The sequence below is a fragment of the Ruegeria sp. AJ12 genome (genome assembly GCF_056536245.1).
The window spans coordinates 2,761,897-2,787,389 of record NZ_JBQFJJ010000001.1 but is presented as its reverse complement, the minus strand read 5'-3'; the positions used below and the strand labels follow the sequence as shown (position 1 = coordinate 2,787,389).

25 protein-coding genes and 1 pseudogene are annotated in these 25,493 nt (G+C 53.4%); 11 read left to right on the top strand and 15 right to left on the bottom strand.

Annotated elements, in window-relative coordinates; all coding sequences use genetic code 11:
• Positions 1 to 585: 585 nt before the first annotated feature.
• Positions 586 to 1,468, top strand: a pseudogene (locus ACR3E0_RS13880) (IS110 family RNA-guided transposase).
• 267 nt (positions 1,469 to 1,735) lie between these two features.
• Here the strand turns inward: ACR3E0_RS13880 and ACR3E0_RS13875 are convergent.
• The 8 genes from ACR3E0_RS13875 to ACR3E0_RS13840 all read right to left on the bottom strand — a co-directional run bounded on the left by ACR3E0_RS13875 (position 1,736) and on the right by ACR3E0_RS13840 (position 9,245).
• Positions 1,736 to 2,479 carry a CPBP family glutamic-type intramembrane protease gene (locus tag ACR3E0_RS13875; protein ID WP_480479403.1) on the bottom strand — a complete coding sequence of 248 codons (744 nt, stop codon included), beginning with the start codon at positions 2,477 to 2,479 and terminating at the stop codon, positions 1,736 to 1,738.
• Positions 2,480 to 2,486: 7 nt separating this feature from the next.
• A complete protein-coding gene (locus ACR3E0_RS13870) occupies positions 2,487 to 3,026 on the bottom strand; it encodes a GNAT family N-acetyltransferase (RefSeq protein ID WP_480479402.1) in 540 nt (179 codons plus the stop codon).
• A gap of 65 nt (positions 3,027 to 3,091) precedes the next feature.
• Positions 3,092 to 4,003, bottom strand: a complete 912-nt coding sequence (locus ACR3E0_RS13865) for a sulfurtransferase (RefSeq protein ID WP_480479401.1) — start codon at positions 4,001 to 4,003, stop codon at positions 3,092 to 3,094.
• 21 nt (positions 4,004 to 4,024) lie between these two features.
• On the bottom strand, positions 4,025 to 4,684 hold the full coding sequence (locus ACR3E0_RS13860) for a peroxiredoxin (RefSeq protein WP_480479400.1): 660 nt from the start codon (positions 4,682 to 4,684) through the stop codon (positions 4,025 to 4,027).
• A gap of 154 nt (positions 4,685 to 4,838) precedes the next feature.
• Positions 4,839 to 6,122, bottom strand: coding sequence for a winged helix-turn-helix domain-containing protein (locus ACR3E0_RS13855; RefSeq protein ID WP_480479399.1), 1,284 nt, complete (start codon positions 6,120 to 6,122; stop codon positions 4,839 to 4,841).
• A 23-nt stretch (positions 6,123 to 6,145) separates the two neighbouring features.
• Positions 6,146 to 6,913 carry a MerR family transcriptional regulator gene (locus ACR3E0_RS13850; RefSeq protein ID WP_480479398.1) on the bottom strand — a complete coding sequence of 256 codons (768 nt, stop codon included), beginning with the start codon at positions 6,911 to 6,913 and terminating at the stop codon, positions 6,146 to 6,148.
• A 507-nt stretch (positions 6,914 to 7,420) separates the two neighbouring features.
• Positions 7,421 to 8,452 carry an L-glyceraldehyde 3-phosphate reductase gene (mgrA, locus tag ACR3E0_RS13845; RefSeq protein ID WP_480481045.1) on the bottom strand — a complete coding sequence of 344 codons (1,032 nt, stop codon included), beginning with the start codon at positions 8,450 to 8,452 and terminating at the stop codon, positions 7,421 to 7,423.
• A 403-nt stretch (positions 8,453 to 8,855) separates the two neighbouring features.
• Positions 8,856 to 9,245: a hypothetical protein gene (locus ACR3E0_RS13840; RefSeq protein ID WP_480479397.1), complete on the bottom strand. Its 390-nt coding sequence runs from the start codon at positions 9,243 to 9,245 to the stop codon at positions 8,856 to 8,858.
• Positions 9,246 to 9,576: 331 nt separating this feature from the next.
• On the opposite strand from ACR3E0_RS13840, the gene ACR3E0_RS13835 reads away from it, so the two are divergent.
• The gene (locus ACR3E0_RS13835; RefSeq protein WP_480479396.1) at positions 9,577 to 9,765 is read left to right on the top strand and encodes a hypothetical protein; all 189 of its coding nucleotides are present in this window, start codon (positions 9,577 to 9,579) and stop codon (positions 9,763 to 9,765) included.
• A gap of 221 nt (positions 9,766 to 9,986) precedes the next feature.
• On the opposite strand, the gene ACR3E0_RS13830 is transcribed toward ACR3E0_RS13835, so the two are convergent.
• Complete coding sequence (locus tag ACR3E0_RS13830) at positions 9,987 to 11,075, bottom strand: hypothetical protein (protein WP_480479395.1); 1,089 nt, start codon at positions 11,073 to 11,075, stop codon at positions 9,987 to 9,989.
• Between the two features lie 199 nt (positions 11,076 to 11,274).
• Here ACR3E0_RS13830 and ACR3E0_RS13825 point away from each other — a divergent pair, with 199 nt between their 5' ends.
• Genes ACR3E0_RS13825 through ACR3E0_RS13815 form a run of 3 tightly spaced genes read left to right on the top strand, consistent with a single transcriptional unit; the run spans position 11,275 to position 13,906 of the window.
• Entirely contained in the window at positions 11,275 to 11,874 is a 600-nt protein-coding gene (locus ACR3E0_RS13825) for a PepSY domain-containing protein (protein ID WP_480479394.1), read from the top strand.
• Positions 11,875 to 11,918: 44 nt separating this feature from the next.
• Positions 11,919 to 12,578, top strand: coding sequence for a response regulator transcription factor (locus ACR3E0_RS13820; protein ID WP_480479393.1), 660 nt, complete (start codon positions 11,919 to 11,921; stop codon positions 12,576 to 12,578).
• Positions 12,578 to 13,906, top strand: a complete 1,329-nt coding sequence (locus tag ACR3E0_RS13815; protein ID WP_480479392.1) for an ATP-binding protein — start codon at positions 12,578 to 12,580, stop codon at positions 13,904 to 13,906. Before ACR3E0_RS13820 ends, ACR3E0_RS13815 begins: the two co-directional genes overlap by 1 nt.
• 347 nt (positions 13,907 to 14,253) lie before the next feature.
• Here ACR3E0_RS13815 and ACR3E0_RS13810 read toward each other — a convergent pair whose 3' ends face one another.
• The 5 genes from ACR3E0_RS13810 to ACR3E0_RS13790 all read right to left on the bottom strand — a co-directional run bounded on the left by ACR3E0_RS13810 (position 14,254) and on the right by ACR3E0_RS13790 (position 16,799).
• Complete coding sequence (locus ACR3E0_RS13810) at positions 14,254 to 14,682, bottom strand: YybH family protein (RefSeq protein ID WP_480479391.1); 429 nt, start codon at positions 14,680 to 14,682, stop codon at positions 14,254 to 14,256.
• A 10-nt stretch (positions 14,683 to 14,692) separates the two neighbouring features.
• Positions 14,693 to 15,094, bottom strand: a complete 402-nt coding sequence (locus tag ACR3E0_RS13805) for a GFA family protein (protein WP_480479390.1) — start codon at positions 15,092 to 15,094, stop codon at positions 14,693 to 14,695.
• Positions 15,087 to 15,557, bottom strand: a complete 471-nt coding sequence (locus tag ACR3E0_RS13800) for an SRPBCC family protein (protein ID WP_480479389.1) — start codon at positions 15,555 to 15,557, stop codon at positions 15,087 to 15,089. The genes ACR3E0_RS13805 and ACR3E0_RS13800 overlap by 8 nt, the downstream gene beginning before the upstream one ends.
• Complete coding sequence (locus ACR3E0_RS13795) at positions 15,547 to 15,870, bottom strand: ArsR/SmtB family transcription factor (protein WP_480479388.1); 324 nt, start codon at positions 15,868 to 15,870, stop codon at positions 15,547 to 15,549. Before ACR3E0_RS13795 ends, ACR3E0_RS13800 begins: the two co-directional genes overlap by 11 nt.
• Before the next feature lie 221 nt (positions 15,871 to 16,091).
• Complete coding sequence (locus ACR3E0_RS13790; RefSeq protein ID WP_480479387.1) at positions 16,092 to 16,799, bottom strand: VOC family protein; 708 nt, start codon at positions 16,797 to 16,799, stop codon at positions 16,092 to 16,094.
• 254 nt (positions 16,800 to 17,053) lie between these two features.
• Between ACR3E0_RS13790 and ACR3E0_RS13785 the strand changes: the two genes are divergently transcribed.
• From ACR3E0_RS13785 to ACR3E0_RS13775, 3 genes are all read left to right on the top strand, one after another.
• On the top strand, positions 17,054 to 17,386 hold the full coding sequence (locus tag ACR3E0_RS13785; protein WP_480479386.1) for a Nif11-like leader peptide family RiPP precursor: 333 nt from the start codon (positions 17,054 to 17,056) through the stop codon (positions 17,384 to 17,386).
• 875 nt (positions 17,387 to 18,261) lie between these two features.
• Positions 18,262 to 18,585: a hypothetical protein gene (locus tag ACR3E0_RS13780; protein ID WP_480479385.1), complete on the top strand. Its 324-nt coding sequence runs from the start codon at positions 18,262 to 18,264 to the stop codon at positions 18,583 to 18,585.
• A gap of 1,486 nt (positions 18,586 to 20,071) precedes the next feature.
• Positions 20,072 to 21,124 carry a helix-turn-helix domain-containing protein gene (locus ACR3E0_RS13775; RefSeq protein ID WP_480479384.1) on the top strand — a complete coding sequence of 351 codons (1,053 nt, stop codon included), beginning with the start codon at positions 20,072 to 20,074 and terminating at the stop codon, positions 21,122 to 21,124.
• 189 nt (positions 21,125 to 21,313) lie between these two features.
• On the opposite strand, the gene ACR3E0_RS13770 is transcribed toward ACR3E0_RS13775, so the two are convergent.
• Entirely contained in the window at positions 21,314 to 22,015 is a 702-nt protein-coding gene (locus ACR3E0_RS13770; RefSeq protein WP_480479383.1) for a transglutaminase-like cysteine peptidase, read from the bottom strand.
• A 475-nt stretch (positions 22,016 to 22,490) separates the two neighbouring features.
• Between ACR3E0_RS13770 and ACR3E0_RS13765 the strand changes: the two genes are divergently transcribed.
• The 3 genes from ACR3E0_RS13765 to ACR3E0_RS13755 all read left to right on the top strand — a co-directional run bounded on the left by ACR3E0_RS13765 (position 22,491) and on the right by ACR3E0_RS13755 (position 25,256).
• Positions 22,491 to 23,036 (top strand): TetR/AcrR family transcriptional regulator, encoded by a 546-nt coding sequence (locus ACR3E0_RS13765; protein ID WP_480479382.1) that lies wholly within the window; start codon positions 22,491 to 22,493, stop codon positions 23,034 to 23,036.
• Between the two features lie 336 nt (positions 23,037 to 23,372).
• Positions 23,373 to 23,801 (top strand): DUF3768 domain-containing protein, encoded by a 429-nt coding sequence (locus ACR3E0_RS13760; RefSeq protein WP_480479381.1) that lies wholly within the window; start codon positions 23,373 to 23,375, stop codon positions 23,799 to 23,801.
• A gap of 1,179 nt (positions 23,802 to 24,980) precedes the next feature.
• Positions 24,981 to 25,256 (top strand): nuclear transport factor 2-like protein, encoded by a 276-nt coding sequence (locus ACR3E0_RS13755; protein WP_480479380.1) that lies wholly within the window; start codon positions 24,981 to 24,983, stop codon positions 25,254 to 25,256.
• Positions 25,257 to 25,493 lie beyond the last annotated feature (237 nt).

Sequence of the window (25,493 nt, the reverse complement as noted above, 5' to 3'; positions counted from 1 at the left end):
TTATCCATTCGGGTGTCTATGCACATAAGTCGATGTCACTTGCGTTCGACAATGCACTGCTGAACATCCTGGCTACGGTGTGGGCCGTTCCGAGAGAATGCGGAAACCAAGTGTTCTTGTTCGAAGGGAAGGCAACGAAACTGACGGACTGTTGAAGGACGTAGTGCAACCGTTGGAAATCTGGGCGATCAACAAAGTCTCGGTCAAAGATCGTCAATGGAATGGTTCCATGTATAGGGTCCGAAATGCGGGTGAGTGCCTGCGGGTGCGATAACCCTAGCATGTAATACTCCTACTCAAACGCACTTAACCTTTCGGAAAGGTGATGCGACGTTACGGATGTGTCAACCTTGGATGCCGATCGGATCAAAGTGCCTTAGTCATCGGTTATTGTGCGCGATTTCCGATGTGTCCCGCGATCCGTGAATTCAGGCTAATTGAGATTTTGCACGTGCAGCGAATGGCCGGTCTAGGTAGGCTGAACTGCGGCGCCGGAGATATTGCCGAAGGTCCGGTAATGGGATGTACCGGCTGCTTCACCCAGCAGGTTAGGCTCTGCCTATTTCTGCAAACTGGAGAAGTAGCATGGCGAAGAAAGACTTTGATGAGCTGATGTCGGTTGGCATCGATATTGGCAAGGACACATTCCACATTGTGGGTTTTGATCTGTCTGGGCAGCGGGTTCTGCGCAAGCAGATCAAGCGACTGGCGTTGGCGGCGACGTTCGAGAAGCTGCCGCGCTGTATCGTGGGCATGGAGGCATGCCTGAGCGCCCACTTTGTCAGCCGGACACTGCGCGAGATGGGCTTCGAGCCCCGGATCATCCCGGCGATCTATGTGAAGCCGTTCAATAAAGGTCAGAAGAACGACTACAACGATGCAGAGGCAATCGCCGAGGCCGCGCTTCGGCCTAATCTCCAAGCCGTGTCTGAGAAGAGCCAGGATCAGCTCGATCTTCAAGCGCTTCACCGGGTCAGATCACGATTAGTGTCTCGCCGGACGGCAACGATCAATCAGATCCGCGCCTTTCTGATCGAACAGGGCATCACAGTGCGCAAAGGTCTACGCGCCCTGAAGAGCTCATTCGAAACTATCCTTGAAGAACGCAAGGATGAAATATCGCCACGCATGAGACGCATTTGATCGCGGTCGAGACTTTGCGGCCTGGGTCGGACTTGTGCCCCGACAATACAGTACCGGGGGACGAACGGTACTTGGACGCATATCGAAGCGCGGCAGTAGGTATCTGAGGATGCTGTTCGTTCAGGCCGCCAAGATCATCATGATGAGACCGCACCGTTGGCCGGACTTCGGCTTCGGCGAGTGGTTGACTCGCGCTTCAGAGCGCATGCATCGAAACAAGGCTGCTGTCGCGCTGGCTAACAAGCTCGCGCGAATGGCATGGAGCATTCTGAGGCACAAAACGGCGTTCGACGCCCCGAGAGATGAGGTTGCTGACGGTATTTGAGAACCTGAGGCAACCCAAAGGAGTTCGCGATAGATCGAAAGCATGGAACGGAAAAACTACGCCCCCAGAATCTGACGGCCCAAATGGTCAACACCGACCTGTCCGCTAATGAGATCACGGTGCGAGCGTAACCCCAACAAGGCCACGACCCGCGTGTCGATCAACAGGCCGGATACATATGAGCGACTTCCGAGAACATGCTAGAAATCATTTGCGAACAGCAGCCGGTACATACATTTGGGCCGTCAGCAAGCCGCCAGCGGCTTGCTAATCGCAGTGACAAACCAAGATCAGTGTCGCGATCAAGACCATTATTACCGCGACGCTCTGCGGATCGAAATGGGATCCCATGACAGGGAACGCCATCCAGCTCAGATTGCTCATGGCGTGGAACAGCGAGGTTGCGAACACGCTCTGGCCGCCGTGGACGAAAAGCCAAAGGATGATGATTCTGCGGGAGATCGTGCCGACGGACCACCACGCGATCCATTCCCACGTGCGCCCTGCCTGCGACAGGGGAATGATGTGCCACAGGACGGTCGCGACACCAAGAATAGCACCGGCAGCAAGCAAGCCATGCGAGACATAAAGCGCGCGCGCGGCGTAGCCCGTCCAACCGAGTTCCTCGACCGTCGCCGCAAACAGAAACAGTGCAAACAAAACTAGTAGTTTGCCCGGATCCAACTGAAGGGCTGGCAGGTCTTGCCCCGTTGCGAGAAGCCAGACGCCAGATAGGACCATCACCAATGGCATCGTACCAACTGCGACAACCCATGCCCATGGCCGCATCGCAGTGGCGTCAACGGACCTTCTCCAGAATCGTCTGAGCGCCTGAACTCCGCCGAAACGCAGAACCAGAACGGAGGCCGCCATGGCTGGAGCAACCACCATAAGTGAGCTTAGCGGAAGCGTAGGTAACACCCGAATATCGGTCAGTGTGCCAAGTGCCCAAAAAGGAAGGCTCACGACGCCGGTTAGGACGAAGAACACAAAGGGGCTTGCGGGTGTCATCGCGGGCTTAGTCTGCCACGGGCTGCTTCAACGGGAGCACGTAGAGTATTAACTCATAGGCGACGCCCTTGGACCTGCCGATCTTTTGGAAGCCACAAGATTGAAGCAAACGGTGCGACGCTTTATTTGGCACATCAACGGATGCAACCAGCTTGGAAAGGCAAAGGGTATCGCGAGCATGGTCGATCACGGCGGCCAAGGCGCGGTGGGCCAACCCTTGCCCCCAAAATCGGGGGCCAAGCGCAATGGTTGGCTCAATGCCACCCGCCAGCTCTGGAATATCTTCAAGAGGGCCAGTCACTGGCATCAGGCCGACGATGCCCGCGATCTCCTTCGTCTCCGTTTCAATCACCCACAGTCCCAGACCTTCCGGGTCGCGACTGTTGCTGTCTGCAAGGAATGCTGCGATTTCGGGTGGCGTCAGAATCTTGTCATCACAGAGAAATCGTTGCACTTCGGGCGTCGTCAAGAGGGTCAGTAGCTGCCCAGCATCCACCTTTGTTACCGGACGTAGGCAGTTTGATCCACATGGCAATACCGTCTTCACTGCGCAAACTCCTCCGCCGTGAATTTATCCGTTGTACACGCCCGTTGGAATGGGCGCGCACTTTGTCAGGATGTGGCTTTCGGCAAGGAGGGATCGCTGCCCCACTCCGCCCAGGATCGATGGTACACCCGTACTCGTGGGACCCCTAAAAGACGCAGCGCAACGTAGCTGTGCGACGAAGCGAGGCCATTCTGGCAATGCATGATCAAATTGCTCTCAGGCGCAATACCGTGGCGTTCGAAATGCGCCATCAGCGCATCGGCGGGCAGGAACTTTCCATCCTCGTCGAGGTTCTTCGACCAAGGCACATTCAGAGCCCAAGGGATATGACCCTCATCAAACATATGTGTTGGACGGACATCGATAAGTACCGCATCCGGTGCGCCGTGATGCTCTAAGACATCTTCGGCCGTTGCATGGCGCCGGGGGCTCGGTGCAGCCTGGAAAATGGCGTTTTCTGGTATTGAGACTTTCGTTGAATTCGGTCCGCCAGCGACTTGCCACGCCGTCCACCCACCATTCAGAATGGAGACATTCTGATGCCCGAGATATTCAAGGAGCCAAAACATGCGAGCGGCGTGAAATCCGCCGCGATCATCGTAAACCACGACGATGCTGTCTGCATCTATGCCAAGGTTGCCAATAATGGCTTCGATCTCTTGGACTGATCGAAGGGATCCGTCGATCGGGCTGTGGGGCGCGACGACAGCGTTCGGGTCCAGATGAACTGCTCCGGAGATGTGACCAGCCTCATAGGCGTCACGAGTGCGAACGTCGACCACGACCAGACCGATATCGCCATGCGAAGTAGCACTTTCAACGACCGGCGAGATCGCGGCGATCAAGTCCGCAGCCTCAGTGAGCAGGCCTGGGTTGGCGTACTGCGTTGCCTGTGCAAATCCGAGCTGCGGTAGAGCGATGACAGTCAGACTGGCTGACAAGACACCGAACGAACGGCGGGTAAGATTGGTACTCATCCTTTTCTCCTTGGGTTTTCTTCAGCCTGGCATCTCAACGAGACGCAGATAGGGGACCGGAGCCTTCCATCCCTTGGGAAAGCGCTTGGCGGCCTCGTCATCCGATACCGACGGTACGATCACCACGTCTTCGCCTTTGGCCCAGTTCGCCGGTGTCGCAAGTTGGTGGCGCGCAGTCAGTTGAAGGCTGTCGATGGCGCGCAACACTTCGTTGAAATCCCGACCCGTTGTCATCGGGTAAGAGATTGTCAATTTGATTTTCTTATCCGGTCCAATCACGAACAGCGTGCGTGCCGTTGCATTGTCCATCGCGGTGCGCCCCGATGCCGCGTCACCTGCGTCCGCCGGCAGCATGTCATAGAGTTTCGCTATCTTTAGATCGGCATCCCCGATCAGCGGATAATTTGGTGCATGACCTGTAGCGGTCCGAATATCATCGGACCACCTGTTGTGATCTTCGACCGGATCAATCGACAGGCCGATCAGCTTGACACCGCGGCGGTCGAACTCGGGCTTCGTGCGGGCCATCACACCAAGTTCAGTCGTGCAGACCGGCGTGAAATCCTTCGGGTGGGAAAACAAAACGCACCAGTTGTCTCCGACCCAATTGTGGAAATGGATCATCCCTTCCGTCGAGTTGGCCAGAAAGTTTGGTGCTTCAGAGTTGATTGAAAGCGGCATAATAGCTCCTTCTTTGGCATTGGACGATACGGCCCGTACGGCCCGCTTCGCCTCGGGCTTAACCCGGCGAGCCATTCAACTCCTGAAGGAAAGCTGAAAGAAACCTGAAGGCTGGATTGCGCTATTGAAATGATAGCGCTTGGTCTGAAGTAGCTCAGACGGCCATAAGCTCTTTGTCGAGATCCCTGAATGCCGGAGCCGCAGTCACGCGGCGAAAACTACTCTCCTGACCAAGGATGCAAGCATGCCGCCAGCCACGAAGACCAAGAAAGCGAAGTCGTTCTATCGCCGAAGACACATCCCCAATCTCCGCAAAGGCAAGAGCGCGGTTGTACTCTAGCGGAGAGTCGTGATGCGTCACGCTCTCGACGCTGGATAACGCGGCACGATGGTCACCGAGCATCGCGAGAAGAGGGCCGAGCGTGTAGAGCGCTCTCATGGAATGGGGATTGAGGGACAACTCCGATTGTACCTTGCGCAGTGCACGCTCGGAATGCAAGCGCGATCGGTAGACGTCGGATGGGACCAAAATACGCGCAGCGAGAAAATCGGGTTCAAACTGCTCTGGAGCAAGCGTCGCAGCACGAATGGCTAGTGCAGCGGCGGCCCGGCTGTTTCCCATTGTGTAAGCAAGTTTTGCCGCGTCAAGATGAATGTCTGCGTCATCGCGCCCAAATGCCAATGCGGTTTCCAACGAGCGCAAACCTGGCTCGACCCACCCAATGGCAATTCTGGCGGAAGCGTCTGCCAGATAACCCCTGGCGCTCGTGGGATCGAGCCGGATCGCAGCACCAGCTTCCTCAAGCGTCCAATCCAAAAGCATGGCGCCATCAGACCAGTAGATGTGTCGTTTCAATAGTGCTTCTGCATGGAGAGCACGTATTTCTGCATTTTCAGGGGCCGCCACTGCTGCCTGGGCCGAAAGATCAAAGTACGACCTAAAGTCGCCCTCTCCGCCGCGTTCAAAGCATTCTCGCGCTTCGAGGCTTAGAGTATAGGCGTCCAACGATAAGATGGGGCAATCCCGAGGCTGGTGAGACACTCCTTTGTCGTCTGTAGTTTGTTGAAAAGGCACGTTCAGGCGGTAACCGCCGCGCGCAACGGTTGCGATAAGATTGCGGTTTTTGAGCACGCGACGCAATTCCGAGACAACCTGTGTCAGGCTTTCATCACTGACGACCACATGCGGCCAAACCCGGTTCAGCAGCGCATTGCGCTCTACAACCTTTCCGTCAGCGTCGACAAGAACCTGCAATAGCCTTATCGCGCGTGGCGAAAGCTGCTCTGAATGATTGCCTCTTAGTGCGGTCCTGGCGGCCAGATCAATCAGCCAGCCATCGATACAAAGTTTCATGAAAACACCAATGATAACGTCACGAACCAAAAACCAAAATAATAGCCGCGGATTGCGGGTTGGAAAACCATTCTCCGCAGACAAACACATAGAAGTGATTTGATGCGCTATTGGCTCAGACTGGATAGGGACCGAAAGGCATCGATCACGAAGTTTGCGGTGTCCTCCCCGTGTTTATCAAATGTATCGCGAAACCTTGCATCGCCGTCATACATATCAGCCAGTGCTCCCAAGTGGCTTGCATCGCACGGATAGAACCACCGATTGATCAGATCGGCATAAGCCCTCGCAAGCCTCGACGCTTCGACACCCTTTGTTGAGGCGTTTGCTCGGGCAAGTTCAGCAAAGCCTTTGCAAAGCGCCTTGTGCTCCTTGTGATATTGCGCCCAATCCGCCTCAGTGTAGTTGGCGCTGCGCTTTGCCGATGTTGTCCAGGCCTCACTTTCGCTCCAGCGTGTCTTAGCTTCATCTTCGAACTGAGACGGGTCGAACCCGCCGAAGAGCGTTGTCATATCCAAGTTTTTTCGTGTATTGCGGTCGATCAGAGCCAGCGCTTCATCAATGCCGCGGATCAATGCCTCGTTTTGGGCGATCTGATCGGTGACCGCCTGCCGTTGCGCGAGAAGAGCCGCCCTGCGGTCAAACGACGGGTCGTCTAAAAGCTGCGTTATCTCATCCAATGCGAGACCAAGCGTGCGATAGGTCAGGATCTGCTGAAGCCGCAACACGCTGTCTTTGTCGTATAACCGTCGGCCTGATCCACCGCGCATGGCTGGTTTGAGCAATCCGATCTCGTCGTAGTGATGCAGCGTGCGCACCGTGACACCGGATTGCTCGGCTAACTGTCCAACTTTTAAGAGTTTGATTCGTGACATGGTTCAATCGATACGACCTCACGCCACGTGAGGTTCAAGACTTATTTCGCCATTGGAGAGCGATAGAATGGAACAGAGTTATTGACCTGACCACCAATTGCCTTGCTTCCGTCCGTCGTCGATCTGTTTACAACGCCGTATTCCAGCTTCACTAGTCGAATACCACGCACTTGAACGGCCACTGCCGCCAGGCTCTCGCTGGCGCACTGCGGATATGGCCAATGAAAACTCTTCCTCGCCCGATCTCCTTCTGTTGGCAATTGGGAGCGCAGGTTGGAAAATTGGTCGGTTCTCCTGGCAATAGTTCTGTCTTACAGATTGTGAGTTCATCTCGCTCTTGCAGCGAATGTCAGCAAAGCGGGCTGCGCCCGCAGAATTTCTATGTCGTGCTGAATGTCGGTAAAGGGCCGGTTAGTCTTGATGGTTATTTAGCCGAGCTGCAGAAGCTGCAGCCGACAATGACCTCAAGTTCCAAATGTTCTCGGGTTTTTGCAATTATAAGATTGGTCATTCTGTTTCTGACGACCTTGCCCATAAATTGATATCTTCTTCCGAACTGATTTCATCGATCTTTTTCAACTCGTCAGAACTGAAGTCGAGATTATCAACAACGCCTACGCAGTCGACGATCTGTTCCGGCCGAGACGCGCCGATAAGTGCGGTGGTCACGCGCTCACCTCTGAGCACCCAGGCCAGAGCCATTTGCGCCAGAGTCTGACCACGAGCTTCGGCCATGTCGTTCAGAGCACGGACACTTGCCAGAGATCGCTCGTTAATCATGTCATCGAGCAGCGACTTTCCTTGTGTGGCACGGCTGCCATCCGGAATATCGCGCAGGTATTTCGACGTAAGAATGCCTTGTGCCAGGGGCGTGAAGGCAATCGATCCTACCTCAAGATCGTCAAGGGTATCGAGCAAACCGTCCCGCTCCACCCAACGGTTGAGCAGATTGTAAGAAGGCTGGTGAATCAGACAAGGTGTCCCAAGATCGTTGAGAATCTTCACCGCCTCGCGCGTGCGTTGGGAGTTGTAGCTCGAGATACCTGCGTAGAGCGCGCGACCCGACCGTACGATATGATGCAAGGCACCCATTGTCTCTTCGAGCGGCGTGTCGGGGTCAAAGCGGTGGGAATAAAAGATGTCGACATAATCAAGCCCCATGCGCGCGAGTGATTGGTCACAGGACGCAATCATGTACTTGCGCGACCCCCATTCTCCGTAAGGTCCCGGCCACATGTCGTAGCCTGCTTTGGAGGAAATGATCAGCTCATCCCTGTAACCCGCGAAATCCGTTTTGAGGATCTCGCCAAATGCCTCTTCGGCTGAACCGGGTGGTGGACCGTAGTTGTTCGCCAGATCAAAGTGAGTGATCCCATGGTCGAACGCTGCACGACACATGGCGCGCTTGTTTTCGTGCGGTGAGTCTGCGCCGAAATTGTGCCACAGCCCCAAGCTGACAACAGGGAGTTTTATACCGGACCGCCCACATCGCCGATACACCATCCGCTCGTAGCGGTCCGACTCAGGGGTGTACGGCATGGGTTTTGGCTTTGGCGGTCGTTGAGCTTTGGTCATGCGCACATAATCAATGGATTGTTGGGCCTGTCAAACGGATCACCTCCATTAAGATCGACACGAGTTTCAGCGCTTCCAGGTTGGGTGCTCATGGTTAGTCTTACTTCAAGCACTAAAGTCTTACGATTTGATCGATTGCATTCGGTACCGCCGCATAGACGCCGCGAAAGTCTGCAAAGCGAGCTGCAACCGCAGCATCAATATGGCGGGTTGGATGTCGGCTCTGGGCCGCCATCACCGCGCCAACTGGCATTTAGCCCAACATGCTGCGGGGGCCTCAAAGGCGGCAGAGAGCCCTGTTGCCCCGTTTACGATTTGCGTCCGAACGGCAAAAAACCGAGCGATGCTTTGTCAGTGATGAAGGTAGCTAGTTAAGAATATCAGCTATGGCACCTATCAGATTCAACACCTCGTGCGTCTCTTGGTTCACCTGATAAACATAGTCTCCAGCACGCACATAGTAGCCGTTTCGCCGCAGTCCATATCGGCTGGGATTGTCGATGCGCACATACCCATCGTAGATGTAGTCCCCAACCCGATATCGTTTTACTTGACCTGGCGGCACGCATGGAGTTGCTTTTTTGGCCAAGCCAGGTGGACAGTGTCCCGCCTTCGATTTCACGAGAACAGGCCGCACTGCTGTATGTGAATCGATAAGTTGTCCAAGCCCAAGGGTCTGTAAGTCAAAACGCGCACCCGCAACCGGCGCAGTCTGAATGGCAGATAGTGTTGCTGCGATTACTAACGTTGTTTTCATCTTTGGGGCCTCATTTGCCTTCAAATTCTAAGTATGCTTCCGGTCACGGTGTGCCTAACCCATAGGCGGAGACTGGCTTGCGGCTGGTATCTTCTGATCTGATGCGATTGTGCGTTTGATGCGTCATCCCCACCTAGCGACCTTCCAAACCGTCAAGTTAAAAGGGAGCAATCGAACGGTCGCGCGACCGGAATTCATCTGTTTTTATTCCGTAAACAATATTAACCGAACATGAACAGCATATTCTCGGTGCGTTCAACCACGCTGAGTCATAGTCCCTGAATTGGATCGAACGACATGTGTATCGTTTGACGAAAACAAGGGGAACAACATGGTCAAGCCTGCCTTTGTGACTAAAGACTGTGGCACACCAGCTGCAATGCAGACCTCCGGCAAAGCTGCCGACGAGCGTCTGCAAACCTTGATCAATTCGAACAGTGGTCGCTTCCCTCCTATCGAAAATGCACTAATCGAGATCACCAAAAGCTTGCGGCTCTCCGAGGCTCGTCAGAACGCCTGAAGGCAGATCAGTTGACCCCCCCGAACAATTCTCGATATTCACCCTAAACATCAGAATTGTCCCCCGATCCCACCCCATCATTTGGGGTGGGATTTGTTTTGGACGGGTGACATTATCAACAGAAGACGAGTTTCAGCTTCAAAAATCGTCAAAACATCCATGGACGCGCCTGCGGTCGGCACGCCCAAAGTGTAGATCAACAAGGACCTAAAGGCTTCGGGTTATAATCCCAAAAGGGCTTTGACCTGTTCTTCGACGGCGTCAGTTACAGGTTTGTTGGCCGCCGCTTCCAAGGCTTCGCGTTCTGCCAGGTCCTGTTCTTCAACAAGCTCTGTCAATTCTTCCACCTCTTCGACCGCGTCATTGTAATCGATGGCAGCCTGTCTTTCGTCGTTCAGGTCTTGCGCTTCATCAATTGAGGCCTCCAAAGCGGCCTGAGCCTCTTCAAGCTGCGCTTCGATATCGGGATCTGTTCCGCCTGCGTCAGCCAAGGCCTGTTCAAGCTCTTGTACTTTGTCCCGGTTTTCTTGAACTTCAGTCAGCGCAGTTTCCAAATCATCTTCGATATCTTGCAACGGGCGCTCCGGTGGCTCCAGCCCTGCTAAAACCTCTAGCTGCTCGACCAGATCCTCACGCAAGGGTTCACCGGCCAACACCGTGTCTCGGTAGGTGGCTATTCTGCCAACGCGCGAATTCGGCGCAGCATTGGCCAGTGCAGTGGGGCTGGCGTTGGCCGCATTCAGCGCGCCCAGTTCCGATGGATGGGCACCAAGCAACGCGGCCATACGATTGCCCTTGGCACGAGATACGGGGCGCTTTGACTCGTCCACAATGACCGTCTGCGCTGAGGATTTTGGTGCCTTGGTCTTAAGGGTCCCGTGCGTTTTGTTAGCACCCGTCGCGGCGGCTTCTGTTCTACGGGCTTTCTTTTTCCCACTGAACAGATCTTTCAGAGAGAACCCACCGCCTTTTTTCTGACCAACCCCAGCAGAGCGAGACTTTGTTTTTCCTGCCCCGGATTTTCCGGCCTTGCTTCCGCTGGCACCCTTGCCAACCGCGCCGTGATCTCCGCTAGATCCCTTCGCCCCGTTGCCGTTTCCACCGCCATTACCGTTGCCGTTCCCACCGCCGTTGCCATTGCCGTTTCCGCCGCCGTTACCATTGCCGTTGCCATTCCCACCACCATTGCCATTGCCTTGTTTGGCATAAGCAAAATCAGGAGCTGCAACAGTGGTCACAATGGCCGTCGAACCTAAAAGGGCAATCGCTATTGTCGAGGCTTTCAACAGTCCGCACTTGGTCATGTTCATCTCAATCTCCTATAGAATTCACAGCAACAGCTATCGAAAAACAGAACTTAGACACCGTGTCCTGGCCGTTTGATCCGTGTTCGACTCAACTACGCTGGATTTCATTTAACCTGAGCGCGCTTGAACGCAGGGCTAACTGCTTGTTCATCGCCGGTTCACATCCGGCCCTGTAGTCTCGGCCCAAGAGTATGAGGGTTCTATGCAGACCAAAGCTTTATTGTTGGTTGCAGCGTTGCTGAGCGCCTTGTCCGGAGGACAAGCGGCGGCGGATGCACGCGAACTCAAACAGTCTGAACTGCGCATGGCAACTCTGTCGGGAAGCGCAATCCGGTTGAAACGCGTCATCAAAGGTGTGGAAAAAGCCATCGGTGGGACACCCGTTGATGCACGCGCCTTCCAAGCCGACAAGATTTACTATCGCATTCTGGTCAAGAAGCCGGGCGGAAAGATCGTCAGCGTGATTGTGGACGCCCAAACCGGCACCGTCGTGTCGAACAATTCAAGCATCGGGCGCGAAATCTCCGAAGCCGCCAAAACCAATAACAGTGTTGGTCAAAGCGTTTCTAACACCGTTGCAAACGGCAACGGTGGCGGAAACGGCGGTGGAAACGGCAACGGTGGCGGTAACGGCAACGGCGGTGGAAACGGCAATGGCAATGGCGGTGGAAACGGCAACGGCAACGGCAATGGCGGTGGAAACGGCAACGGTAATGGCGGTGGAAACGGCAACGGTAATGGCGGTGGCAATGGCAACGGTGGCGGTAACGGCAACGGCGGTGGAAACGGCAATGGCCGATAAAAAATAGAGTGAAGCTGACCGAATTTTAACTATAGTCTCCGGATATGCGAATTCTCCTTGCTGAAGATGAACCCCAGCTTTGTGAACAAGTCAAAAAGCTTCTGGGCTCCGAGGGCCGCGTGGTCGACGTGGCAAACAATGGTACGGATGCCCTGCATCTTGGGTCGACTGAACCTTATGACATGATTATCCTCGACATCGGCCTGCCCGAACGCGACGGTATCTCGGTCCTGCGGGAATGGCGTAACGCGGGCGTCAAAACCCCGGTCTTGATCCTGACGGCCCGAGATGGCTGGAGCGAACGTGTCGACGGTCTGGACGCGGGCGCAGATGACTATATGACAAAGCCATTTCACATGCCTGAACTGGCCGCACGGGTACGGGCGATCTTGCGCAGGCAAAGCGGTCAGCTGAACCCTGTAATCGAAATGGGGGATGTGGTGTTAGATACCAGAAACGGTCGGGTCAGCGTCGGAGGCATCCCGGTCGATCTGACTGCGCAAGAGATCGCGGTGCTCACTTATCTTGCGCATAATATCGGTCGGATGGTGTCGCGTACAGAATTGTCCGAACACATCTACGAATATGACGGCGACCGGGACTCCAACACGATCGCTGTATTCGTTACGCGTCTGCGCAAAAAACTGGGCTCTGATTTGATCACAACCGTCAGGGGACGGGGCTATATGATTGATCCTGCCTAATGCTGTCGTTACGCCAACGGGCCTTGCTCGGAGGTATCGCCTCTGGTGCGTTGTCTGTAGGCGTTGGTACGCTGGTGGTGTTTTCCTATATCAATACGCGCGTCCTGGATCAGTTCGACCTTGCGCTGCAAGACCATCATACGCAAGTTGTCGTTGGCCTAAGTGCGACTACGGATGACCCTGAAACCTTGCGGCAGTTTGTATTCGACCCGGCCTATGGTACGCCCTACTCAGGGCGGTATTGGCAAGTAACAGACGGTACTGGCGCCATCTATACCTCTGCCTCGCTTTTTGACGAAACGATTTCCGAACCTCCGCGCGCAAGTGGCGAAACAATCATTTGGAACACTACAGGTCCGGACAACGAGGCCGTTCGCAGCGTCTATCAAAAAATTACGTTCGAAGACGGAACGGAGTGGGGTGTAACTGTCGCCGAAAGCAGGAACCAACTGATCAACGAACGCAGTGCCGCACAAAGATACCTGCTCTCGGTTTTCGGATTGATCGGTTTGATCGGAGTGGCCAGTTCGCTTTTGTTGATGTCCGCCATTATCGGCCCCCTCAGGAAGTTGCGTGCCGATGTCGCTCATCGCTGGGATCGGGGTGATGAACTGGTGCCCGCAGACTACCCGGACGAGGTATCGCCTCTGGTAGAAGACCTCAATAAACTGCTGCATCGAAACCGAGAGATCGTCTCCGGTTCGCGAAGGCAGGCAGCGGATCTGGCGCACGCTCTGAAAACGCCGACAGCCATCTTGCGAAACGAATTGGCAGATCTGTCTGACGCCGGCGTACACACAGAGCCTGCGGAAGAGGCGTTGTCTCGAATTGACGCTCAGCTTGGCCGTTCGCTCGCGCGCATGCGTGCTTCAAACACTGGAGAGCTAACCCATTCTAGGACAGACCTGTCGAACTCGATCGAACGACTGTCCCGGCTGTTCTCGGTTATGGCGGAACGCGAGGGAAAAACGCTTATTTCAGATTGTGAGACCGGTCTTCACGTCCGAATTGACCCTCAGGACATCGAGGAAGTAATCGGAAATCTCCTCGATAATGCACTCAAGTGGAGCCGAAAAACATTCCAAATCACAGCAAAGCGCACAGATAGGGGTATCGAAATTTGCGTTGAAGATGACGGGCCTGGAGTCCCAGAAGACCAAAGGCTTGAGATTCTTCGTTCCGGCAGTCGCTTGGACACTTCTGTAGAGGGAACTGGTTTGGGCCTCTCTATTTGCGTGGATTTATTGGCCGCCTACGGCGCGAAGTTAGAACTCGGAACATCGAGACGTTTAGGTGGCTTGGTCTCCGAAGTGAAGATAAGCAAGTGAGTAAATCGCATTGCTTTATTCCGCGGACCTTCATGGCGCATCTCCCTCTTTTTTTGCAATCCATTTTCTGGATTAGCTGCAACACCAAATCGGTCGTTGGTGCGCGCGCGGCGAAGTTTCGCTTTGTCCGCATTTCGCGAGTTCAGGCAGCATTTGAGTTTGTGCTCGCAGCGAACGGCAGGTTCGACGGGCCGCGCCGCAGCATGGAGACTATGGTATGAAGGTCCGGAAAGGGCCGTCATCATCGACATGATCCGAGCATGGCCGGAGGATGCTGCGGTCGCTCCGATGGTCATGAAGAGCCCTGGCATACCAAACGCTGCAAAGCCGAAGAAAGCGTTCCGCTGCTACGACTTTGGCCCCAACTGCTCTCCGGCCAGCAGCCAACGGTCATCAATGCGAACCAATATGGCAGTGCCACGTCCCGAACCGGACGCTTCCCGTCCTTCAATTTCACCAGTCCAATGAAACTCGAAACTGTAAGCGGCGGCGTCCGCAGTCTCCGCCAGCCAGTGAACGTTCTCGATCCGGTACTCTTCACCCTTTATCGTGTTGAAGTTGTGTTGGTATGCCGCCCTGATCGCCTCTTTCCCCGTATGCAAGGAGCCATTCGAAAAGATCACTATCGCGTCGTCGCTGATGAGCGGCGCAACGGAGTTCCAATCTTGAGTGCCGAGAGCGTGTTCGTATTCTTTTACAAAGGATTTCGCGGACACCATCGGCTCCAATTCTAGTTTTCCCAATCCGCTGTCGATTGCTGCTTTTTTCTGCTTCAAGATGCTCATCTTACCGCGGGGCACTCGCCAGTTGATCGTCTGGTAGGTCCCAAGGCTGCGCCGCATCGCCAAAAACTACGAATGCTGGTGTAAAGTTAGAAGGTTCGTCCATTGTGGCGGCATGTATGTATATGCGCTCAGGAAACCTCGCAGTGCGGCTGGTCATCGGCGAACCACATTGCGGGCAGAAACCGGCGTGGGTGATTGCACCGTTGTCACTTGGGGAAGCAAATTCCCTGATTGTCCCGGAGTATTTGAACTCAACTTTTGGGACCGCGAATGCCGAGGAATGACCACCGCCAGTCGCTCTCTGGCACTTGCGACAATGGCAATTGAACGAGAACTCAATTTCAGCGCGAACTTCATATCGCACGGCGCCACAGGCGCAGCCTCCACGAATAATCTCAGCCATCCTGCTGCCCTTCCAAAAGTCGCCGAAGTTTCGGCATACCGCTCGACCATCCAAATTCGAGAGCTTGCTTTGCCTGGAGTGTGGGAAGTCGTTCATGCACCAACGTCACTAATGAGCCACCCGATTCCTCAGAAAAATGGACAGTTACGCGCGTTTCGCGCCCATCTGTCAGACCAATGTCTTCTTCGCTTTCCCATGTGAACGACAGCAATTTGTCAGGTTCGATAGCTAGGTAATGACCTCGATGATAGGAGACATCTCCGGACTGCGAGATCATCTTGAAGCGCCAGCGACCGCCGATCCTGAAGTCCATCTCGAGGACTTCGGCGCGAAAGCCTTTAGGACCAAACCACTTCTCTATTTTGCGCCTTTCAGCCCAGGCTGAGAATACTTGGCGAACACCCACTGCGTACCAGGCCGAGACTTTGACTTCATCGACATCAGAAGCAGCATCACTGCTCATCAGATTTCTCGCGCATTAGGAACTCGCCCAACGACTCCAGATTGGCACCCCAGAATGCGCCATACTTTTCCACCCAAGTTAAGACCGGTTGGAAGCCTCTTTCGTCCAGTTCGATGTGGTGTTGCCGACCATTCAATGTCCTGCGGATCATGGCTGCTTGTTCAAGCACCCGGAGGTGTTGGGAAATCGCTCCCGGAGATATGCCATGATTTGCACCGAGCTGACTCACCGTAGCCGGTCCATCCAGAAGTCTGTCCAGCATCTCACGCCTGACGGGGTGCGCGAGTGCTGAGAAAGTCGCGTCGGTGCTCACGATATTTCATTCATCTCTAAACTGTTTAGTAATCACTAAACTAACTTGAACGTAAGTCAAGAGGCGTCTGAGCGGAACTCAAACCTGACATTGGGACCAATACTTCAATCGGCAGCAAAGTCCCGCGTTCCCCGCTGTTGACCGGCCTTACAGCCTAGGTCCGTTTAGAGCCCAAACCGACCGATGCTGCGAGGTGCACGAACGACGGCTCTCGGCCCAACCTAAAGTGTCCAGTCCACCTTTAATCCAACGGTTCCATCTGAGCGCAACAAGGTCAGCTTAAGAGCAGGGTCGCCAGATCGCACGCTGACACCATCGAAAGGTGCCAGAAGCTCCCGAACGGAGTCCGCATTTGGTACTACTACTTCGCAACGGCCCAAAGTTGCGAGCTTGGGGGCTTGCCGATCCCCTACCAACCCGTCAGTACGTTTGATTGGCGGTGTACCCCCAGGCGTGCGAAACACGAATGGTAGCGATGGATCAAGGCTCGCTTTTGCAACGGGGATACTTACCCCTTCTGGCAAGAAGGGCGCAAAATAAGGTGTCGTACCGCCGCTTTGGTTTTCAAAGGGTGACAATCCACGCCATGAAATTCCAATCGGTGAACCGTTACCGCGGGCTCTTGATGATAGCGTGATAGCCTCGGTCTCATCGCTGATTTCGCTGCCATCGAGCCACAACAACTCAATGAAAACGTCATCCAGACAGGCACATAAATTGCTTGTTCCTTGCCCGGGATGGACCCGTCGGTAATTCACCCTGAGGTCAGCATCCTCCATCATCTTCGTGGCCGTTTTTTCGTCCGCTACTACCAGAAAGAGATGATCAAGTTCGGCGGTTCCGGAACCCAAAGATGATGGCATAACAAGTGTTTCCAATCCCAGATACTTTTCCCACCAAATACGTAGCGGACGTTGCGGTTCTTTCAACAAACGGCAGTTTTATCCGCAAAGCGGCCCGTGACGAGGATACCGAAACCGGTTACTATCGCATCATCCCGCTCATGCCCGCTGCGACGTGAGCACTTTCCCGGCCAGCGCGTCGACCGGCGCGCTGGTTTTCGGCAGTATCAGGTATCAGCCCGATTTAGACCTGTCGTTTACAGATCGTTTCAAGTGGCCAACGGCAGGCATCCCCGTTAAAAAGATCAATATGAACTTTTCTGATGTATGGGAGGTTTGACGTGGGTATTGAAAACTTGAAGGAGTATGCTCGTCGTTACGCCGCAGATCCAGAACTGCGCGCCAAAGCCAAAGAAATCGGCGCCACGGATCTGGACGGTCAGATTGCGCATGCAGCATCCGTGGGTTTAAATTGGACCAAGGAAGACATCGTTTCTTTCCAGGAAGAGTTGCAAGCCGATGGCGAGCTTGGCGAAGATGATCTGGAAAAAGTTGCCGGTGGGGTTGTGACCACCACGGCCGCTGCGGCGGCGGTTGCTGTGACAGCGGCAGCTGCCGCGGCGGTTGGGACTGCGGCTGCCGTTACCAGCACAACAACTGGCAGTGGATGGTAGCAAATTAACGCAACTTTCGGAACTTGCAAACTTTCGAAGCGACCCTCTGGACTTTGGGCCGGACGGTAATTTGTGGAGTGGTAGCGATCCGGGAACTCGCGGTCGCGCATGGCATAACCTTGCGGGTATTCAAAACTGGATGCGCTGACCCAACGTTGGGTGGCTTGGAGAGCCATCCAAAATCGCCACTGGCAGCTCGACCACTGAACGCGAGGATGTTGCAGCTACACCGAAAGCTCCGAGAATCTCAGCAAAACTGCCCGATGACATGGCGCATATCCGCACACGAAATGTGGGCCTAGGTTTGCTCAGTCTCCGGATTTTGCACGCGACTATGCGGAGTTTAAGCTGATCGAAAAGGTCATCGGTGGGGCGGGGGCCGCGTGCGCAAGAAGTCAAAGCTGGTGGACCATACCAGCAAGCTCTTTGCGGAACTGTTTGCCACACTCACCGTGAACCAGCGGGAAACTGTCACCGGCTAGGCGCCTGATCTGATGGCCCACGCGCTCATCAAGGAAATCTCACTTTAACCCTGTGAATCAGACGGGAGATCCGAAGACACGGTGAGCCGCGCCGTGAGATGCATCAACCAAGCCGTTTGCAGGGCAGGCGGCGCGGAACCCTTCATGGTCGTGCCGCGCGTTCGGCAATGCGAGGCACGATAACGTCACCTCAGAGCCATTAACAAAACTTAATCATGGTCCAGTCTAGTATTTCGTATAATAGCTACGATTTCCGATCTGCGGTCTGCGCAAGGAAATGGGACCGCTGGAGCTTCGGGTTTCGGGCATGTGCGGAGGGCTTAGCTCATCGCGGTGTTGGCCGTTGTTGAACACAAAGCAGTCCATTCGGAAGACAATGAGCGATTTTGATTTATGAAGAACAACACTTCACTACTGGCCGTTGCGCAGGTTCGAGATTTGCTGACAAAGCTGGAAAGAAACCTTGGTTTGGCTTCACTGCCAAAGAATGAATTACATCTACTCTATGCTGTTCGTCTGATTGCCGATTACTCTGACGACGATGTCGTTGAAGCAGCTGATCTTCGAAATCACAGCATTCTGCAGGACATGAGCCAGCCTACGTTCAACCGGACGCTGCGGTCCTTGGTCGAAAAAGACTATCTTCAGTTCGCCGACAATTGCAAAGCCAAACGCTACACGCTTGGCCCTATGTCCAAGATGCTACCAATCGACTAGAAATTCCGGGCGGATGTGCCTGAATCGGACGCGCCGGCAAATCCGCCCCGGTGATACACGGAGGGTCAAACCGCTCTCCCCGCGAGCGGCTTGACCCAGCCTTTCTATCAGCCCTGGAAATCACCCACCGATCACCTTCGGGCAGGTAAGGCGTGGACTAAAGGCCCGGGCCGACACTTGATCTGAACCAACATTGCTACAATTGTCAATAAAAGTCATAATGACTAAAATATCTATTTACGGGAAAGAGGTTTGTAAACACCGTTTCCGCTGTTGTGGTTAAGTTTGGCGGCTCTCTTGTCATAGCTGTTGAGGCCTTCAGCTTGTTAAGGTTTAGTGCGGTCTTGCGCTAATCATTGGCTTGTGCATTGCTTCGTGTTCGATACCGTTTGCTGCAGTGACCCGAAAGGCCGGCGTGCTCACGATAATCCCTTGGGTTGTTTTGAGTATGGTGCCCTCATTGCCATATGATCTCTTCATCGCGCACCGATTCGGAGCTTCGTGCCAGACCTAGGAGCCCAACACCCTAAAGAGCAAAGAGAGCTTTTCACCTGTCGATTTTCACTTCTGAAAAAGGACGGGGTTCGGTGCTCTAGGAAACCTAAACCCGCCTGCTAATCCAAGCGCCAAAGGGTTACATACGGAGTTAACACCTCGTTGCCTGCTGAGCGAGGGCAGAGAAGGTCTGAGCTTTTGCGGTAAACCCACGCACGTAACGCAAAGAGAGTGGCCGGTTAGGCCTAGAATACTTTTGATTATTAGGTCGGTGGAGAAGGACTGGCCGAGGGGGTCAAGGCCAGTCCTTTCCGCAGTGTGAGTGGCAGTACTTTGCACCGTTGAATAGGATAATCGCAGGGCAAAAAAAGTCAATATGAATAATAATAATTTAATCTAAAGGTCTCTATTTAAAAATTTTACTTTATTATAAATAAGTTAAGCCAAATTTTTAGTAGTTTTCTGAAAAAAATTTATCTTTTTGATCTGGTTTGAGGCAAGCAAAGGCCGCAAATGCATGCACATGTTTGAGAGGCGAGCTTCGAAGTAAGTGAAGCAGTCTCTCCATGTCCAAGCCATTTTTGGTCGCCTGCAGCCAACCGGTCCGGTGCCAATACAAACCCTGAGTTACAACTGAAATGCCCGTACTACCGGCTTAGACCTCTCGATCAAGTGGTAGCCGGAACGGGGTATGTGCTGAGCCAATGGCGATGCGGACACATTTGGTTTGATCGAACCAGTTCGCTAAGATTAACTCCCTTTAACTTGCTCCTCAATTTGACTTGCTTCATTGTGCAATCGAGAAACGAGCGAAGTGAGCTCTTGCATCGTTTGGCTTAACAATTGGGATCTCTGCAAGGTCGGGCAATCTAGCCAGAATGGCGCAATTGTTTGTGGTGGTTTGGTCGATTGCAATCAGTCAAAACACCTTCGTAGGTCTGTGAGCGCGAATTCACTGCCCGACGCTCAAGCGGATGCCCGGAGTCAGCAAATGAGTTTGCCATACTACAGGATTAAGCCGACTGAACAATCTTCCAAGGCCGCAATTGAGCAGTGGCGCGCATCGCGACGTAACATGTACGATATTGCAGCTCTCAACGGCGATCTTGGCCAGAGCTTTTTGCAGACCACCGCTTTTCGTGCCGACAACGTCGTTTTCTCCAAAACACGGTCCCGCAACCTGTTGCTGAGCCGACATCGGCGCCAATTGGATAGTGATGTGTCCGGGTTTGTGCGAATAAAGTACACGACGGGCAACCAGTTCTTAAGCAGCAACTCCGGAGAGTTTGAAAACTCGGGTCAAAGAATACTTACGGTTGTTGACTACTCACGGCCTATCGACATGGCCGTAAGAGATATAACGGAGCTTGGCGTGTACATGCCCCACTCGGCCATCGACTTCCAGCCAGGTCAAATGAACGCTCAGACTAACTTCTGTTTGGATAGCGCTGCCGGGCGCATCTTGAGCTCCGCTATGGAGACGACGTATTCTCAGCTTTACCAAGCTACCATCGAAGACGCCAGCACTATCGCTTCAGGTTTTGCCGGATTGGTGCGTGGCTTGCTGGAAGGTGGTGCGATGTCACAAAGCGAAGACATGGTGCAGCGGGCCAGAGCTCGATCTATGCGTGATTTCTTGGAGCGAAGGCTGCGTGACCCTGCTCTCTGCGCAACCACTCTACAGCAAGCTTTCGGTGCCTCGCGCGCGACTATCTTTAGGGATTTTTCCCCATATGGCGGTATCGCCCGCTATATCATGAACAGACGCTTGGAGCGTGCGCTCGGCGATCTCGCCGAGGCAGCTCCAAAGCACGGAGAAGTGACACGGACCGCGGAACGCTGGGGATTTCCCAGCGTTAGTCAGTTTAGTCGCGCATTCCGCAATCGTTTTGGGTTTGCACCTGGCGCTGCCGTAGGGATCCGGTTCAATCCGCCCTTTGCTGGAGAGACGTCAATCGGCGAAGACAAGAGTCAAAGGGCTCTGGGGATCCAAGGTGATCCAGGCCGCCTTGAGCAATGGCTTTCGCAATTCGGATCTCGTTGATGTTGTTAATCCACCGATTATCGGTGTGAATGAATCTGCGGGAGTGGAGATCCGGATGCGTTCCTCCGCTGTGTGATGCGGATTTGCCCAACAGAACGTGCGGCATTTGTTTTCTTAATACAGCTAACGCTGCGATCAATGAACTCACACCGCCCTGATGTGAGCTTTTCGCAGGACACGCTCCATTGTTCAGCTACCGCCGTACACACCAACCCAACGATGGGGTTGCTTTGGATCTTGCATGCGGAGAAACAAGTAGCGCGTATCTGCCCAGGGCTTGATAAGATTGGTGATGTTATCAAGAACTAGATCCCCCTGTTCTGATCGGTAAATCAAAACAGCGTGCCCATTTCGATGCTCGTCCAGAACTGTGGCAAGAAGCAGACTCTTGGGATCCACCCCAGCCCTGATTGCTTCCTTTTTTTTCAGCAGGGCGAAGTCTTCGCAATCTCCGCCCTGCGACGTTGGCAAGACCCAGCGCTCCTTAACCTTATACTGAGCCTGATCAGAAACTCTCGGAGTTGAAGAGTTTATTCTTTGATTCAGGCGCTTAAGAGTCTCCATTTCTTGTTCTTGGGAAAGCACGACACTTTGTTCGCCTGAACACGCCCAAGTGTATTGTCTACAAATCTTTCGTGCGCCTGTTGGCGGGGGCAATGGCGCGACACTTGTCAGAAACAGTGTCTCGCTGGCCTCGGTTTCCAGAAGTGTACCACTGAGAGCCAGAATACAGGCGAAAGTGTGAACAAGGCAGTCCCGGGCTAATTTGGAACATCGGCGTAATACTTCAGCCGAGGTGGTGTAGTCTATGCGTAACAGTTGTTTGCCTAAGCTAAACATCACCGCGCGCAACGCATTTGCGCGGCGCTTATGATTTTTATAAATAGTCATAATGACTATTTAACGGGACTCAATGCCGGCGTTCAACCAGAAAAGCGGCCCCCCTTTTTCTCGTAGGATTACCGCCCCGACTTTGATTTCAAGGTTTAACGCAACTGAAGACCATGGACTTGATCGAACGCTTATTCTGCGGGTGGCCGTTCGACACGAACATCGCTGATCGACCAATCCGCCTCTCTGAGTAAGGCTGCAATCGGATCACCCGACACGTCCGTCGCCAAGACGTTTCCACATTACCGCTTGCCGCCGGTTTCAGTTCGACCTCACGCGGCAGCTACGTGATGCCTTCGATTGAATGTCGCTTCCTCAACCCACCAGGCCCCTTCTCGCAGCCAGCGAAATGGCATAGTTTTAAGGGGCTAGGACAAGAACTCTTGACGTTGATACTTAAATCGACTGCTCTCTTCTAAACCAACTCCATCAAAGCCAGGTCCTGGATCTAAAAGTGACACAAAGAAATGACGTGATGCGAACCACAGAAGTTGATCGTCTTCTGGACACTGCGGAAAAATTGGCTCGCCAGGGCGGTTATTTTAGTTTCGATCTCTGCGACGTCGCCGAGGCTTCAGGAATTCCTGAAGGGGAAATCCAAGCTGTGTTTGATAGCAGACAGGAGTTGTCGGTAGCCTTAGTTACAAGGTATGTTGCTTCGTTGCTGACTGCATTGGGCTCACCCGAACGGGAAAAGCCACTGGATCATCTGATTAGTATTTGGGGGAAAGCTGCTCGCCAAGACGGGCAGATGTGTCTATGCACTCTTTACGGATCAGAAATCTCAGCGTTGCCTCCGACAGTAGCCAAGGTGACAAGAACCTACTATCAATCGGTGTCTAGTTGGATTGCGGACGCTTTGAAGTGCGATCACAAAGATGAACATGCAGATGCCGTTCTTGCAGTTTTGTGCGGCGCCTTATTAACCGTTCAGTCTCTTGATCGGGGTGACGATTTTGAAAAGATCGCGCGGTTGCTTGTTCTGCCCGTAGAAGCCGCGTGCAGTGGAGAAAAACTCTGACAAGCGTGCTATTTGGCTCTTTCGCTTGGCGCTGTCTGACTCCTGGCAAAGAACCGGCCTGAGTATGGATGCCTGTTATATCTGCCAAATGTTCTTTTCGAATATTGAGATTAGATCAAATACGACCGGGAGGTCTGGTCGCAAGTGTTCCGACTTGCGCGAATAAGCGGCGAAGGCTTGAACCACGAGACAAATTGTACTTAAGAACTGAGACACATGGTCAAAGACACAAAACTGTGAGTGCTTTAAGGTCAAAGATTGCCCAGCTTACAATGGTGGGCGGTTCACAATCGGGAACCACGCGTAACAACTGGGGCGATTTTAGGTGGGGGGTTAATGAGATCAACTGCAAACGCAGCCGTTCGTCGGTCTCAATACAGGTATTGCTGCACAAAACAGGCGCAAATCGCTGATCAGAACGATCTTTTTAGGTCTTCCTGGCCGTTGATGCCACAGTTGGGCCGAATCAAGCTGTCTGAGGGTGTCTCTGATCGGTCTGGGGAGTTTCAGATTGCTTGTCTGGACGCTGTTAGGGCATACAGCGATTTTTCCATAGATACAGATCCCTATGGGACCCATGAGGTGGGTTCATTTGAGGTCTTCGGCGAGATCCTTTGGTTTAAAATTGTGTTGTATGATGCTACGTATGCAGAGGGTACAAAAGACCCTTTGGATCTTGACAAAACGAGACGAGTTTTGACGGTTTATTCCAATCACGATTTCAGCCTACTGGATGAGGAAGATTTCAGTCTGGATAAGATCTGAATCCGCCAATGAAACTGTGTCGCTCCAAACATGGTGTACATTCCACATCTCCTCAATGCCGGCGGAATTCTAGCTGCGAGGCAGTTAGATAGTACGAGCGAAAGCGGAATGGCTTGAGAAACAGGTCTAGCCTCCTGTTTCTGGGTCACTGATGTGACATATCGCTGGTAGTGTTTCTGATCCCGTTGGGTGCATGGTGCGGCGCCTGACAGGTGTGATTGTTCTGATTGAGCCAGGGTCGTTTCGGCCAATGTGAAACCCAATCAAGAGGTCGGTTTCTGGAAAGCTGAATCCACCGTCGTTTCGGTTCCATTCAGATCGGTGAGTTGCGTCGACTCCGAGAACTCAAACTGCTCCGCCTGTTGCGCAACAGGACAAGTTGCACAAGCACTCAGTGCTAGCCAGAACACCGAATGATTGTTACTTCGCTTGCCACCGTCTTTTGGTCATTTGCGTTTGCCGGCAAGTTGCCAGCATTATGAAGTGATGGATAGCACGGTATCGAAAAAATTTTCTGCTTGATTGGCTTAGATCTTTCTGTAAAAAGTCATTATGACTTTTTTGAATTCAGCTGTTCACTGCTACTGCAAACATAGCCTACGGGGTGTGGATGTAACCTGAAGCGTAGGCAACGCAAACGTTGATCAGGTTCGAAGCTACGCGATGGACGAGTATCGCAGGCTGTCAGCGTATTCGGTCAGAAGAACTCGGAGTAAACAGGCGTATCCGGAAGCCGTTGCGAAAGCCAGGAAAGCAACAGGAAACTTCTTTTGAAGCATATCAGATCTACCCCAGGTACGGCGCTTTCGAACGCGCAAAACCTACACTGTTCTCTTCGTGACTTTGAAGCTGCAATGTGGGCCGCGTGCACTCTAATGGCTCTTTATTGTGATCGGCCTGAGGAAATGTATGAGTTCGCGAACGGTTGGGCAGACAGACTTAGGAACGCAAACTCTCGATAGCCGCGGTGGCTTTTGGGTTTGTGATTGAAGCGCTTTACTTCTATTGCAGTGCGGGTTCATTCGCGAGACGAATTTGAACTGAGGGTGGCTCGGTAAGCGGGATGCAACGCAATTTCAGAGATGCCACCCAGTCAACAGGCAGACCGGGATGGGTGAAGACGTACTTTGAAGGAACGCGGTATGGATGCCGCCCAGTGGGCGTCTGCCTTCGCATCTGATGCAATCTTCGACGACCCCGTTTGGCTTCCCAATCAAAGGCACGCCGGAGGCTATTCTTGCCCAAGGAGAAGGCTTTTTGAGTGCGTTCGAGGAGGTGGGTCTCTATGAAAGCTTTGTTCACGTAGTGGAGAACGAAGCGGTCGCAAATTGGCAAGGTCGCGGGACATTGTCTGACGGGACAGAGCTCATCTTCGAAGGCATCAACCACTTCACATTCAATAAGTACGGCCAGATCACGCTTCTTCGCGGGTTCTTTGCGCCTCCAGTGCAGTGACCATGATGAAACAATACGGCCTCAGGGCAACCTGCTTAAGCACAGAGAATTTGAAGTTGATTTCGCGCTCGCGGTGAATCTCCGAATAGCGGGCTGAAGCCGCAGCAAGGGAAAACCGATCCGAATGACCGGATTGGGCGGACCTATACTCCACATACCGCGGATAAAATAGTCATTTACTGCTGGAGCTGGCCCAAAGATTGCGCAAACTGATCATTAGCATCAAACGAGCTAGAC